Raw genomic sequence first — 13754 nt, 5'->3', positions numbered from 1 at the left:
ACTAGTGTATCAAACAGTATGTTAATTGGCAAAAAAATTAGCCATACGCAACAAAGCTTAAGAAGATTTCCCGATCCGAATATTTATCAATTTCATAATTAAATAGGTATGGGTATCCGTAAGAGTGTACCTAGCTAGGGAAATCCAAAATAATAAATGAAAACCGTGAAACAGTACCTTTGAACATTCGATTTTGGAGCTTTTGCGGAGGGCATTAAGGAAATGGATTAGCTCGGTTATTGGAACAACGAGATCACTCATTTGTAGGAATTAGGAATTATTACAAAATCAAATTGAGTAAAAGGCCCCTGAATCAACCCAATTTGAATATCTTGTCCGCCTTAAGCGGATGACTCCAATTGTCTGGATTTACTACCTACCCTAGGCGAAGTTTGACTACTTTTTTATCAATGGCCTTTCCCCAAAGCTTTGGAAAAAAATGCAAAGCATTCATAAGGACCCTCAAGAATATACATGCCCCTAAATAAAAGGCAGGAAGGTTTGAAAATAAGCTAGAACCTATGTGAATTTGGCTACTAGGAGTAAAACGAAAACTCATAAAATAGATCAACCAATCTCTTAGTCCTAAAATCCCACTAATATAATCCGCTTTCAAGCCCCATATCTACCCTTCATATTGAAATCTTTTAGCAACCTCTTCTCTGATTCCATCGAAAAATGGAGTTTTACGTTCTTGAACACACTTAGCAGCATACAGGTAAAGGGCTGCACTCCAACTTTGCCAATCTTGCCCACAGGGGAGACCATCCTTTGGCCTTAACCATTCATTAAATCCAAAAGATAATTTACGGTCCTTTGACTTTTTTACAAGATAAGTAAGGCTTACCAGTTTCATTTCGGCTAGGTCATATTTATGTGCTGCTACAAGTGAACATATATAGATACTACATATAAAAGGCCAAATCCCTCCATTATGGTACTCGCCAGGCATGTTAAATTTTCTGTATCTAGAGTGCCAGTCCGGATCTCCCGGTTCAATAAAAGGAAAGAAATTAGGAGGCAGGTCTGATGTTTGTTTTCCTTCATTCTTTTGCTTTTGGCACCATTTTTCAATCCATTCAATGATGGCTTCAGCCCTTTTTAAGGAGGCTATTCCTGATAAAATGGCCAGGCTGTTACCCAATAGATCAAATCGGTCACTACGAAAAACTTTATATCTCCACAATGAATAGTAAGGAGGATTCTCCCATATTAATCCTTCATGATCACCTCTCAATTCTTTATTTTTGTCCAGATTAAGAAACCTTATCTCCTTAAAAAGTTTCGAAGCCCTTTTTCTACAACCCAAAAGCATCAGAAAACTAAATACCAGGGTATTTACAAACAAGCCATAACCAATTACCCATTGTTCATCACGCCAATCACTGGTGGGCAGTTGGGCAACAAGGTATTCATCACTGGGACTCTGGTATTCCATCCATGTCAATGATTTTTTAACCGCCTGTTCTAAAAACAGAGGTTCTCCTACTATTCTTCTGAAAACACTTACTCCCAATAAAAATAACGGAGTCGTATCACTTGCCCCTCTATTATCCACTTCGTGAACCAAAGAAGAAATATGACCTTTGGGAGATTGGTTTTGAGCAAGCATTTCCAGTACCTTTCGGGTACTCTTTATCAACTTTTCATTTCCGGAAACCGCCACCCCTAAAATTGAAAACATAAGATCCCTGGTATAGGGCTCTGGATATCCAAATCCAGCTGTCCTGGGCAATCCCTCAAAAGGACCGTCAGCATTATAAATTAAAACACTCAAAGCTGCTTTCTTGGCTTCCTCAATTAATCTTTTGTTTTCAGAATCCACGTCTCCTCCTAATTAATTCCTAGCCTATCTTGAACAATGCTTACAAATTTTCGGGCTACTACACGGTAGTCAAAATTAGTGACTATATACTTCCTCGCGCTTTCTCCTATTTTATCTCGTAAACCCTTATTATTCATTAGTTTCAATAAATATTTAGCAATGTCATTCACATCTGCTCTATAATCTACGACTCTCGGGCTTTCAAAGACCACTATATGAGGCGCATCATAACCTGCCTCGATACCCAGCTCAGCCTCATTTATTTCGATTTGTTGAGCCACTCTTGCCAAAAAACCCGTTTCATTGTGCACAATGGTATCCAACATGCCCATAGCTTTAATACCTATGACAGGCTTTTCGCACGCTCCGGCTTCAATTTGTGGCATACCAAACCCCTCCAATCTCGAGGGGGCAGCATAAATATCACATGCTGCAATCAGATAGGGCATAAAATTCCGAGAAACTGTATTGGTAACATATTGAACCCTCTTTTCAATCCCTAATAATCCCGAAAGCTCTCGATCAACTACATTTTGAAGATTAGTCCTTTCCTGAGGCCATACTTTACATATATATTTCCAGTCTGATACTTTATTTTCAATAATGGCCAGTGCTTTCATCACCTCCTGGGCTCCTTTTGAAGTGGCATCCCCTCCAACTGTAAGGATCATCAGCTGATCGGAAGAAATTTCAAGGGCGGATCTTATGGCCAAAACTTTTTCGTCCTCCGCCGAGACTGGACAAAATATATCAGTTTTGCATCCCACAGGCAAAACTTCGATATTCTCGCCCATTATACCATCACGAATATACATTTGTTTCACCCAGTTTGAAGTAACCAAAATAAGAGGAAGCTTATTTAAAACCTCGCGGAAATTACCGACAAATCCGTCAGCAACAAGCCAGGGAACGGCCACTACTCCGTGTCTATTTGGATGAATAACTATATCCTGAATATGTCCCCAATACCCAATACCTACCACTATATCAGGCCTAAACCAACGGTAATACCACTCTTTCTCTTGTGAAGATTGAAAATGAACTGCATAGGCATCAACCCCTATCTCCAACAGGCCTTGATACAACAAATCACCCTGGGTAGAAAGTCCTCCAGGAGAAGGGGGATAGTCATATAATACCAATACCTTCATTTCCTTGAATGTTTTTTAAACCATTTAGAGGCATCCTCAGCATTTAGAAAACACCAAAAAGCTTCCGTCCAATTGCACGCCTTAAATTCCCAGCTCTCATTGGAAAAACCATATACGCTGCTGATTAATGCCCGCTTTTCTTTAAAAACATTCCCTACAAGTGGTAAATGAAAGTGGGCATCAGGAATAGGTTTGGGCACATGGCGCATGTTGTTGTCGCGATAGGCAAAAAGCCATAATTCATCAGTCTTGATACGCTTCTCTTCCCATAATTTTATAACTGATTTACCGATTTCTTCATGCCTGAGATGTCGGGTATATTCACCATAAGGACTATGGGAAAAAATCAAATTCACTGGTCTACAAGACAATAAGTCCACTATAGTGTCTTCAAGTATATTTAAATCTAAAGGATTTTGTTCAGGTCCATCGTCAAGGTCAGCCATTATGCCCTTGGCTCCAAACATTTCCAGAGCTCGATAAAACTTAGGAGCTCTATCTCCATCATTTGCCCTACAAAGACAAATGATGGTCCAGTTCCAATCAGGATTTTCTAAAATTAATCCTCCTGCCCAAATGGTCTCATCATCAGGGTGAGCCACCAGGACAGTTGCATTTATTTCTTTTGGATTGTTTATTTCTTCATGCATTTCCCTGCTATTATGATAGGTTTATAATTCGCTCGATTATAAGACCATTGTAACGACGAAACCTTTTATTAAGAACAAATGATATTCATACCAAATCATCCAGTCCACCAGAAAGAAAGAGATGGTAGGGTTAATAAAAAGCTCTATTTGGTCAACCTTTTTTACTCACTAATATCCCTTAAAGAGCTGTTTTGAGTACTTAATAAAACAGAAGAGAGATAGAAAGGCATGCACAGTAGCAGGGCAGTGACCTGTTATTGTGCACCCATAAGCACTTGTCATTCACAAGGCTTGATTTATAGGAGATGAGGCAAACTAATCTTTTTTCTCTTTTTCCCTTCTTTTTGCTTCCTTAGCGGCCCGCTTTTCTTTTAAATTTCTCACCGGCTGCTTTTTGTCTGATTTCGATTTACTATTTTTTTCCTTAGTCATCTTATTTGATTTTAGTAGATAAGAATATCTTACCAAGAAATCTAAAGATATCTCACAAAATAAACCTTACAGTAAAAAAAATAAACTTACACATATCACACATCCTTCCCATTTATCTTCATTGATTAAAATAGTTTGACAGATCTAAGTGGATAAATTCATTTTATAAACAACAAATAATCGAACCCTCTAAAATTTAAAAACATTTTATGGACTCATAATCTGTTAAAAGATAAGGGGGGATCATCTCTCTTCGGAATGGAAAATGCCATCAAGCTCCTTAATAGTTGTAAAAATATTGGCTTATCGCGATGAGGTATAGAAGGATTCCTAAGCTTCTTACAACCAAAATATTGAAAGGTATGTCCCCATGCTTTTCTAGGACTTAAGGTGTAGACTAGCCTAAGCCTCTGATAAGAGCAACACGGCTAAAACACGGGATAAACACGGCTAAACTAGGGGGTAAATACGGGTTAAAGGAGCAATATTAAAAATGTTATATTCATTAATATGGACCATTTTCACACCAGTAACCTGATTTCCCACTGCCTGTCCTCCATGGTCCTATCTGGGCCAGTAGAAAGGTTTAAACAATCATTTCTGTGAGATCTGTGCTGTTTTTGAGAGAATGTTTTGAAGGGTAAAATATACTGGTGAAATAGCGGATATACAGATTTACAAATTCTCCAAGTTCTGATTCCGTTTCTTCTTCAACTTTTTGTAATAAGAAGGAGTAAGACCTGTAACTTTTTTAAATTGATTGGAAAGATGGGCGGCACTACTATAATGTAGTTTATATGAAATTTCCGAAAGACTTAGCTCGTCATACAATAGCAATTCCTTGACCCTTTCGATCTTATGAAGAATAATAAACTGCTGTATGGTTACTCCTTTTACCTCTGAAAAAGTATTTGCCAAGTAGGTATAATCATAGCCCAGTTTCTCACTTATATAATCTGAATAATTAGTTTTAGGCAATTCATCTTCATAATGGACCATTTCAATTATTAAATTCTTTATTTTTCCGATAAGTATACTCCTTTTATCCTCCAACAACTCCAAGCCGGATCTCAACAAATTCTTGGCAAATTCCTTTCGTTGCTCCTCTGAAATTTCCTCACGAAGATCTACCGTACCCAATTCGACAGAAAAATATTGAAACCCTAATTTTTTAAGTTCTTCTTTAACCATCATTTTGCATCTGAGGCTAACCATATATTTGATATAGAGTTTCATTTTTTTTCAATTGTTTCCTTTTAAGTAACGGATACTGAAATTGACTGGTTATAAATGAAGATTAAAACTTTGCACTTCAAAATGATGCCGGTCTTGCCTTATCTCATTTTTCAAGATGCCTCTACTTTTTATTCTGGACTTCCATATAAAAAAGGTCATGCACCCTTGAATAGTTCAAGTAAGCAAGACCTTTAATTATTTATCATCAAGGACGATAACCGCGATAATTGGTCATTTAAATTCGTTCAACCCTGACCGCATTCAAGCCCTTTCTACCTTGTTCTACCTCAAATTTTACCTCATCATTTTCCTGTATCTCATCTATCAATCCACTTTGGTGGACGAAAATATCCTCTCCATTATCAGTCGAGGTAATAAAGCCGTAGCCTTTGGAATCGTTATAGAATTTTACTGTTCCTTCATTCATGTTTTGTTGAATTTTGATTTGTTATTAATTTAGTTTTAGTCAAAGGGTTTCGTGAAAACCAAATAGTGCATACTCAGATGATATACATCAGCTTATACTCGTAGGTAATCATATTTACAAAATTCCACCCTTATGATATTTTGATAAAATTTAATTTCATGTTTTCATTCTTATCGTACTAACTATTTCCCAGCCAACGGAGCATTTTGAAATGGGACTTTAAGGCATCCCAAAATGACACCTTTGAATAATAGGGCAACTGATATTCTGCTGCTGTTTCCCTCACTATAGGAGCTATTTTATGATAGTGTACATGACAAACATCCGGAAACAAATGATGCTCTACTTGGTAATTCAGCCCCCCAATTAGCCAAGAAAACACTCGGTTCTTTTCTGAATAATTGCAGGTCGTCAGCAATTGGTGGATTATCCTTTCTCCTTTTACCTCCCCATCTTTATTCATTATTGGAAATGATACTTCGGGCATAATATGGGCTGTCTGAAACACCAATGAAATGCATAATCCAGTTACAAAATGAAGCAGCAAGAATGCCAGCAGGATTTCTCCTGCGCCAAAAGGTGAAAACAGAATGGGTAGAAGGAGAATGAATGTATAATAAACCATTTTCCAGGCCACCATCTTAAACAAAGTATTGAGATAAATATGCTTTCCTTTCAGCAAGCCCATTTTATAATACCTATCAAGCCTTATAAAATCCTTTGATGTTACCCATGATAAAGTAGACAAACAATAAAAAAACCAAGTGTACCAATGCTGATAGGCATGGAAGCAATTTTTCTTTGCATGGGGTGAAAATCGAAGGAATAACGGAACATTGAGGTCATCATCTCCTTCATCAATATTGGTATATGAATGATGAAGAACATTATGTTGAATCTTCCACACGGTTGCGTTTGCCCCAACCATATTCAGACTATAACTCAATAATTTATTTATTTTTCTGTTTTTTGAATAGGTCCCATGGATAGCATCATGCATAACTCCCATGCCAATACCGGCCATTCCAAAACCACTTAAGACGAAACACAGGATCAACTGCCAGCTTTCATTAACCAATCCCAAAATCACTATTAGGATAGGGGTAAAATAAAACCCTAACATAAAGAAGGTTTTGAGGACCATTTCCAGATTTCCAAACCTGGATTTTTTGGCTGTTTTAAAATAGGAATTAACGCGGCCACGAAGGGTAATGGAGAAATCAGACAATACTGATTCCGAAAATCTAATGTTTTTGATATAAAGAGTATTTAGGTAATAATTATGAAATTTCGGCTTCCTAGTAAAATACGATTTGCAGACTTAATTCAAATTGCAACCTAATGCCAACTATGAATTAAAAGTAGAGAAAAGAATTAAAGCCGATTGAAGGGGAAAACTCTTGAAATGCTACTCAGGCACTTATATTGCCATCACTAATCAAGGCGATCAAAAATATTTTTGAAATTTGCCTTTTATCTTATTCAGTAAAGATAGTGAAATATATTGAATTACTATCTTTTGTTTCTAAAAAGAGGTTCCTATTATTTTCAAATCAGTCAATAAATATCTTTAACTGAAGCATTACCCAAAAAGAATATCAGAAATTCTCATATATTCTAAATGTGTGATTCATGTAAGATTAACCAATCACTTTATAACAGATTTATATTTAAAAGCCTAAACTTTAGTAATAATAAAAAAATGAATCATGAGTAAACAATTCGTACAAAACAGTTATAATCCAGGCGATATAGTATACGCTAAGGTCAATCCTAGTTTAAAACTGATTATAAGAAGATATATTGACCAGATCTATTATTGTAAAATAGTTGAATTTCCAGAAAAAAAAGAGTTAGTTTATTTCGAGAGAGAATTCGTCCCTAATAGTGTTCTGGTGGAAAAAAATAAAAAAATGCGGGAGAAATAACAATACATATTGACAAGCGCCTGAAATTTCCTTTCAATAAACCTTATAGGTTCTTGTCTAGTATTATTAATAACAAGAATTTCGTAAATAAGGTATTATCAATGCTGCTTGAAAAAGAATCACTCCAATCTTACAGGGAGAAAACTTCTTTAACCAAATTTAAGTTTCAATTATCTCTTATATCAACTTCTTAACCTAAGGCATTAAATATACCTTGTTGGTGCACTGATAAAATTGGTTTAAAGCTTTCAATATTGGACTTATACAAACAGTAGCGAATTTTAGTATATGGGTTCAAATGCTGATTTATCCTTTTTTCGATCGTATCAACATACAAAAGGTTTTCTTTCAAGGCTTCATTTAAGGCACCTTCTGTAAAATCACTTTTCAATAATAGGATTTCTTGGACAAAACTATCAACCTTGTATTCTGCAAAATCATAATGAGGAAAATATTTCAATGCAACAAATAAGAACCTAAATACATCCAGCACTTTAAGCGTTTCTATACGCCCTCCTTTTTTCAGCCTATTGTTTATTTTATTTTCTTCTTTCGAAATTTCTTTTTGAATATTTGAAAATTCTTCATCTGCGATTTCAAAAAGTGCTGAAAGCCTATTAATTCTTCTTTTCAAACTCTGTGGTATGCTTTTTTTGTATTTAATTTTATGATCCAATACACTCCAAGCGTCCTGTATAACTGTTCGAATTTGAAGCTCAATTTGAATATTTTTAAACCTATCCACATCATCAATACCTTTCAGTCCTCGCTTCAATACCAATTGAAGGTGCAAACTTTTGTAACCAAATTTATCCTCAGTCTTTTCTAATTGGCTTGACTTATCAGTTATTTCTAGCTCTTTGAAGTACTTTCTAAGGTCACGCCTTATTTCATACACTTCTTCGGCATAAAAACAAACAGCACGAATACCAATTAAATCTGTTAGGTAATAACTGATTTTTACGTCTTTTTCCTTTTTGTCAATATATGGCAAATACTTCCTTGTGAATTTACTTATGCATTCCTCGTAACTTTTTGTTCTTCCTTTGACCAACTGAACTTTAGGTATAGCATCAATTAGTTGGCAAAAGAAGTTAACTGCGGCATTATGATACGGTAATTGTGTTTCATGCCAAATTTTGAATTCTTGTATATTCTTCTCAATCTCGTTCATGCGACGGTACTTATACTTAATATTCCATGTTTAAAACAAAATACATTATAAAGATTTTAGAGCATATAACACCTTCCCTAACAAGGTAGGTAAATTTATAACAAAACCTCATAGACACCTTTACAAGGCATTGGGCAAAAAAGAATGCTTTTATTCATTTTTATCTTATAAATCATTCAAATTGGGACACTCTCCCTGTTAAATGGATTGTTTTAAAAGTAAACAGTTCATTTTGGTCTGAAGACTTACACCATAATGCGGTGAAAAATTTTGCTCTGTACTACCTTGGTTTAAATAGGAGTAAATTAATTCAAAATGTTTATCTCCATTTGTTTATCTACATGCAAACCTAAACTTTCAGAAACTGAAGATGGAGTACCATCTGGTTTTTGAGTGAATGAAAAAACAGTGATTTTGCTCCCAGTTTGGTGAATTATTTTAACATGTTTCAGTTTCCCCTTTTTTTACTACACATTTATCATCTCTTTACTCATATTCAAGATGGCCCTCGTACCGTCCTGAAAAGTCTTCAATCCAAAACATCCAAGAGAATAATCTAGTTTTCCATAACCACTTGTCAATGAAAAATAAAAGACTCGTGATCACAGAAATTATTGAAAATGACAAACCCCAATAATCTTTTGCCAAGAATAGACTGATTCCAAGTATCACTAGTAAACTTACTAGAACACTTGATTTATAGTATTTGAAGTATCCGTTGTTCATGGTCCTTTATTAAATTTATTTAGCATATTTATTCTATTATAATTGCATTGTTCCCTGTAGAATTTAAGAGTGGTTTCAATTAAATCTGGCTCCACTTTCTCCTATTTTTTTTCTTATATTATCTGAAATCTACTCAAACTTGATTGACTAATTATAACATGGATAGTGCCAGAAAACCTAAACATTACATAAGTATCAAATCTTCTAGTTAATGGCGTATTATATTCGTTAAGAAACCGTAAAAGGTTCTGAATTAAGCTGCCTTGTCAGTATATAGAGCTTTTAATGTGTCTTATAAAACAAATTTTATGATATAAATATTGAATTTAATAAAATATCCTCCCATAAGAAACGAATCTTGAATGGGATAAGCTTAGTCAAGTACAGTAGTTGAGAGAGTATCTATACTTCTATACTTTTCAGGAATATGAAATCCATAATCTACCAGTATGTTACAGTGCCTTGAAACACTGGTATACTATGGCTCGGAATACTCTTCAAGGTTAGGCAGGTATTTTGACAAGGATTCTGGTTTTGAAGCCGAGGAATGATTGGGCTTAATTTCTTAGGATCATAAACTGGTCACAGAGTTGGGAGAACAATGTCTCCAGTCTTTTTCTCGTCTTCCAGTTTCCACATCATAATACGTTCACCCCTTTTTCAATATGTGAGAACTCTTTAGGTTTACGAAGCTCAAATCCTGTTGACCATTATGGTCTCTATTAGGAACTGGATGGTAACCATGAAAAAATGCATATTAAAATTTTCTTTAACACAATCTATGATTCGTACACTTCGCACGGCTCGTACCCCTCGTACAGTACGAATTTTACGAGGTGGAAATAATATTCAAAAACATGCAAATGAATTCAATTCTAAATCAAAGGTTCGTTTCCTGAAATTTGTCCATCTTCAAGTAGGTCGATTTTCTGCTTTTTACATCAAAAAAAAAGACCATTCAAAAATTCGAATTGAAAAATGGATTTATTTGACAATTGGAGCCGATTTTAAATAATACGATTCAAATAAATTTAGAGCCATAAAACCAAAATGAACCTGTCCCCTTTTTTGTCCCTTTTTTCACCTGGATTCCAAATCCATATGAATAGAACAAGAATTTTAGCATGAGTTTTTCAAATGTTAATGTTCTATTATTTGTAAACTGCTATTTCAGGCCTAGTTTTTCTTTTTGGTCAACCATAAAAAACATCAGTCAATAGCAAAAGAGACGACCCTGCAACGAATAAGGATGCTATTTGATGCAAAATAAGCAACGATTAATTTTGGTTTGCGTCGAATAAAGGTTATTTTCGTTGCAAACAGTGCATTGAATGAAAGCTTTTATACATCAAAAAGATAATTGGCCGGAATTTACCTGGAACAGTAATGACTTCCTGGACCTGTTAAGTGAGGCAAGAAATTTACAGGGTAGACTTATTGGGAAAATGGAAACATTAGGCTTCGATTTGAGAAATGAGGCGCTACTTGATACATTGACCCTTGATGTATTAAAATCATCGGAGATAGAAGGCGAATTCCTTGACCCTGACCAAGTGCGTTCATCAATTGCCCGTAGATTGGGAATGGAAATAGCAGGAGCGGTGGATGCTGACAGAAGTGTAGAAGGAGTAGTAGAAATGATGCTTGACGCTACCCAGAGATGCTTTGACCCATTAACGGCTGACAGGCTTTTTGACTGGCATGCTGCATTGTTTCCCACAGGAAGAAGTGGGATGTACAAAATTACCGTAGCAGATTGGAGAAAAGATACTACTGGGCCTATGCAGGTAGTATCCGGGGCAATGGGGAAAGAAAGGGTTCACTTTCAAGCGCCTGATTCCAACCTGGTTGAAAAAGAAATGACCCGATTTCTAGATTGGTTCAATAACAGTAAAATGGACTTGGTAATGAAAGCAGCAATCGCCCATTTATGGTTTGTAACCATCCACCCTTTTGAAGATGGAAATGGAAGAATTACCAGAGCATTGACGGATATGCTGTTGGCGCAAGCTGACAAAAGTAACCAACGTTTTTACAGTATGTCTGCCCAGGTCCGGTTGGAAAGAAAGCAGTATTATGAGATATTGGAAAAAACGCAAAAGGGGAATTTGGATATAACTGATTGGATGGTTTGGTTTTTAAACTGTTTGATCAACGCTTTAAGGTCCACGGATTTAATACTTTCAAAAGTTCTGTTCAAAGCGGATTTTTGGCGGAAGCACATAGATACTCCAATAAACGACCGACAAAGGAAATTATTGAATAGGCTAATGGATGGTTTTGACGGGAAATTAACCTCGTCCAAATGGGCAAAGATTGCAAAGTGCTCTAAAGATTCAGCAGTTAGGGATATCAACGACCTTATTGAGAAAGGGATCTTGCAAAAAGAAGCAGCAGGAGGAAGAAGCACCAATTATGAATTGATAGGAATGCCAGCTGGTAATCGGGTAGGCAAAGGAGAATCCCACTCCTAAACCTAACACAGGACAATTTCCTGCAAGTATGTTTGACAGGCTGTGAACCTCTTGGTTAATTCGGCGCATATTATGCAGTCGGTTAATAGTCCAGCAGGGTAGACTACTTTGCGAATGGAGTTAAAAGCATGAACAAGCGTTTAAATTTTCTTGAAAGCATTGCAGGAACCATTTCCCTCGTACCTTACGAAAAATAGTAGACGGAAAAATGCGCACACTGTGTGCACAATTCAATTGCTGATGTCATTTGAAGCAAGTGAGACAAAATGGCTAAGATGAGTTTTCAAAATGAAAACTCATCAATATTTTTAAGCGTCCATTGATCAATAAGCTTTGAGAAACATTGTTGCAATCAAAAACCTGACAGTGTTTTACCAAAACATCCAGATTCATAAACAAGTATTGGAGCCTGTGTTGCGGTTACCAAAAACAAGAGTAAAACTTACCTTTCATGTCAAAACAAGGGTAAATAATCAGTGTTTTTACCTCCGAATAAAACTCAAGTGTAAAAGTTACTCTCGTTATGAACGACTTCAATAAATATCAAGCTAATAACAATCTACCTCTTCTTCCGCCTAGATCAGATTTGGAGACTAAGGAGTTACTTGGAAAAAGATCGTTTAAAAAAAGAGAAATACAAAAAAAGATTATGCGGAGTTTAAAACCACATTGAAGAAGTTCAAAATCAAGAGTATCAAATCAATTTAAAATTGTAAAAGCAAATTAAACCTGTTCATCTATTTGTCCCCATCTTACTTTTTTTTTAATAGGAAGATTTATTGTTATCTGTTCAATAAATACCTCTTCCTAAATTCTCTTGGTGTACACCCATTGATTTTCAGAAAAGCTGCATTAAAGCGACTGATAGAATTGAAACCACAATCAAAAGCGATATCTGTGATGCTTTTGTCTGTCGCTACCAACTTCCTCTGCGCATGAGAGATTCTTTCCTCGGTGATGTATTCGCTTAGCGTACTTCCAAATGTCCTCTTGAAAATCGAATTAGCATGGTCAGGATGCAAACCCACAGCCTGACCAATTGAAGATACTTTGATAGGATCCGAATAATTTTGAGCAATAAAAATAGCAATCCGTTCAACCTGACTGATTTCATTGGATTGAAGTGATGTGTATTCCTTTTTTTCAGAGGAGAAATTGCCTATAGACATTCTTCTCAATCTTGCATGTATTTCGAGCAACGCAACTTCTGCAGCTTCATTTACATTGATATCTGCCAGCCAGTTTTTGAAAAGATACTCATCGTACTTCGAACGCTCCTTTGAAGCTTCAAATAGCACGTCACCTTTCAGCAGCTTATCCACAAAAGGAACAGAAAGCTTCCATTCCAAAAAAAGTGAGAATGGTACCGTGCAGACGTAATATGGCTTATCATTAGTGAAATCAATAATTTGATGGGGAATAAGCCCCCAAAAAACAGTCAGTTTTTTAGGTGGAACAACTACTTTATTTCCTTGAATAAGATAAGTAATGCCAATTTCCGGGAAATAGTTTATTTCAATTTCATTGTGCCTATCAGGCTTTCTCATTATGCTTGGAGACCATAGCTCACAAGTCAATCCATAAGGTTTAAACTCATTTCGGCTTTCATCGAAAGTATTTATCATCTAGGATTTTGATAGGTTTGTACAGAAATGTAGGTAGTTTTTCTGTAAATACGAGAATAATTTTACATTTCATGAGTTAGGTTAAAATATCAACCAAAGAGTCAAT

At 35.8% G+C, this 13754-nt stretch carries 10 protein-coding genes; 2 read left to right on the top strand and 8 right to left on the bottom strand.

Annotation, left to right across the window (positions count from 1 at the left end; all coding sequences use genetic code 11):
• Nucleotides 1-625 precede the first annotated feature (625 nt).
• The 7 genes from JL001_RS16660 to JL001_RS16630 all read right to left on the bottom strand — a co-directional run bounded on the left by JL001_RS16660 (nt 626) and on the right by JL001_RS16630 (nt 8823).
• Nucleotides 626-1825, bottom strand: coding sequence for a glycoside hydrolase 100 family protein (locus tag JL001_RS16660; protein WP_200978150.1), 1200 nt, complete (start codon nt 1823-1825; stop codon nt 626-628).
• 8 nt (nt 1826-1833) lie between these two features.
• Nucleotides 1834-2976: a glycosyltransferase family 4 protein gene (locus JL001_RS16655; RefSeq protein WP_200978148.1), complete on the bottom strand. Its 1143-nt coding sequence runs from the start codon at nt 2974-2976 to the stop codon at nt 1834-1836.
• The gene (locus JL001_RS16650) at nt 2973-3626 is read right to left on the bottom strand and encodes a PIG-L family deacetylase (protein ID WP_200978147.1); all 654 of its coding nucleotides are present in this window, start codon (nt 3624-3626) and stop codon (nt 2973-2975) included. Before JL001_RS16650 ends, JL001_RS16655 begins: the two co-directional genes overlap by 4 nt.
• A gap of 1107 nt (nt 3627-4733) precedes the next feature.
• The gene (locus JL001_RS16645) at nt 4734-5294 is read right to left on the bottom strand and encodes an AraC family transcriptional regulator (protein ID WP_200978137.1); all 561 of its coding nucleotides are present in this window, start codon (nt 5292-5294) and stop codon (nt 4734-4736) included.
• 235 nt (nt 5295-5529) lie between these two features.
• Nucleotides 5530-5721, bottom strand: a complete 192-nt coding sequence (locus JL001_RS16640) for a cold-shock protein (protein WP_200978135.1) — start codon at nt 5719-5721, stop codon at nt 5530-5532.
• Between the two features lie 178 nt (nt 5722-5899).
• Entirely contained in the window at nt 5900-6844 is a 945-nt protein-coding gene (locus tag JL001_RS16635) for an acyl-CoA desaturase (protein ID WP_236252861.1), read from the bottom strand.
• A gap of 995 nt (nt 6845-7839) precedes the next feature.
• On the bottom strand, nt 7840-8823 hold the full coding sequence (locus tag JL001_RS16630; protein ID WP_200978133.1) for a GTP pyrophosphokinase family protein: 984 nt from the start codon (nt 8821-8823) through the stop codon (nt 7840-7842).
• Nucleotides 8824-10291: 1468 nt separating this feature from the next.
• On the opposite strand from JL001_RS16630, the gene JL001_RS16625 reads away from it, so the two are divergent.
• Both JL001_RS16625 and JL001_RS16620 read left to right on the top strand, forming a co-directional pair.
• Nucleotides 10292-10564 carry a hypothetical protein gene (locus JL001_RS16625; RefSeq protein WP_200978131.1) on the top strand — a complete coding sequence of 91 codons (273 nt, stop codon included), beginning with the start codon at nt 10292-10294 and terminating at the stop codon, nt 10562-10564.
• A 316-nt stretch (nt 10565-10880) separates the two neighbouring features.
• Nucleotides 10881-12023 (top strand): Fic family protein, encoded by a 1143-nt coding sequence (locus JL001_RS16620; RefSeq protein ID WP_200978130.1) that lies wholly within the window; start codon nt 10881-10883, stop codon nt 12021-12023.
• Nucleotides 12024-12805: 782 nt separating this feature from the next.
• Here the strand turns inward: JL001_RS16620 and JL001_RS16615 are convergent.
• Nucleotides 12806-13648 carry a helix-turn-helix domain-containing protein gene (locus tag JL001_RS16615; RefSeq protein WP_200978128.1) on the bottom strand — a complete coding sequence of 281 codons (843 nt, stop codon included), beginning with the start codon at nt 13646-13648 and terminating at the stop codon, nt 12806-12808.
• Nucleotides 13649-13754: the final 106 nt, after the last annotated feature.

It is taken from the genome of Echinicola sp. 20G (genome assembly GCF_015533855.1).
Taxonomy (GTDB): Bacteria; Bacteroidota; Bacteroidia; order Cytophagales; family Cyclobacteriaceae; genus Echinicola.
This window is presented reverse-complemented; position numbering and strand designations above follow the sequence as displayed.

Excerpts from the sequence above, each read along its gene's own strand:
- JL001_RS16655 (WP_200978148.1), bottom strand. The coding sequence starts at position 2,976 with ATGAAGGTATTGGTATTATATGACTATCCCCCTTCTCCTGGAGGACTT.
- JL001_RS16650 (WP_200978147.1), bottom strand. The coding sequence starts at position 3,626 with ATGCATGAAGAAATAAACAATCCAAAAGAAATAAATGCAACTGTCCTG.
- JL001_RS16645 (WP_200978137.1), bottom strand. The coding sequence starts at position 5,294 with ATGAAACTCTATATCAAATATATGGTTAGCCTCAGATGCAAAATGATG.
- JL001_RS16640 (WP_200978135.1), bottom strand. The coding sequence starts at position 5,721 with ATGAATGAAGGAACAGTAAAATTCTATAACGATTCCAAAGGCTACGGC.
- JL001_RS16635 (WP_236252861.1), bottom strand. The coding sequence starts at position 6,844 with ATGTTAGGGTTTTATTTTACCCCTATCCTAATAGTGATTTTGGGATTG.
- JL001_RS16630 (WP_200978133.1), bottom strand. The coding sequence starts at position 8,823 with ATGAACGAGATTGAGAAGAATATACAAGAATTCAAAATTTGGCATGAA.
- JL001_RS16625 (WP_200978131.1), top strand. The coding sequence starts at position 10,292 with ATGAAAAAATGCATATTAAAATTTTCTTTAACACAATCTATGATTCGT.
- JL001_RS16620 (WP_200978130.1), top strand. The coding sequence starts at position 10,881 with ATGAAAGCTTTTATACATCAAAAAGATAATTGGCCGGAATTTACCTGG.
- JL001_RS16615 (WP_200978128.1), bottom strand. The coding sequence starts at position 13,648 with ATGATAAATACTTTCGATGAAAGCCGAAATGAGTTTAAACCTTATGGA.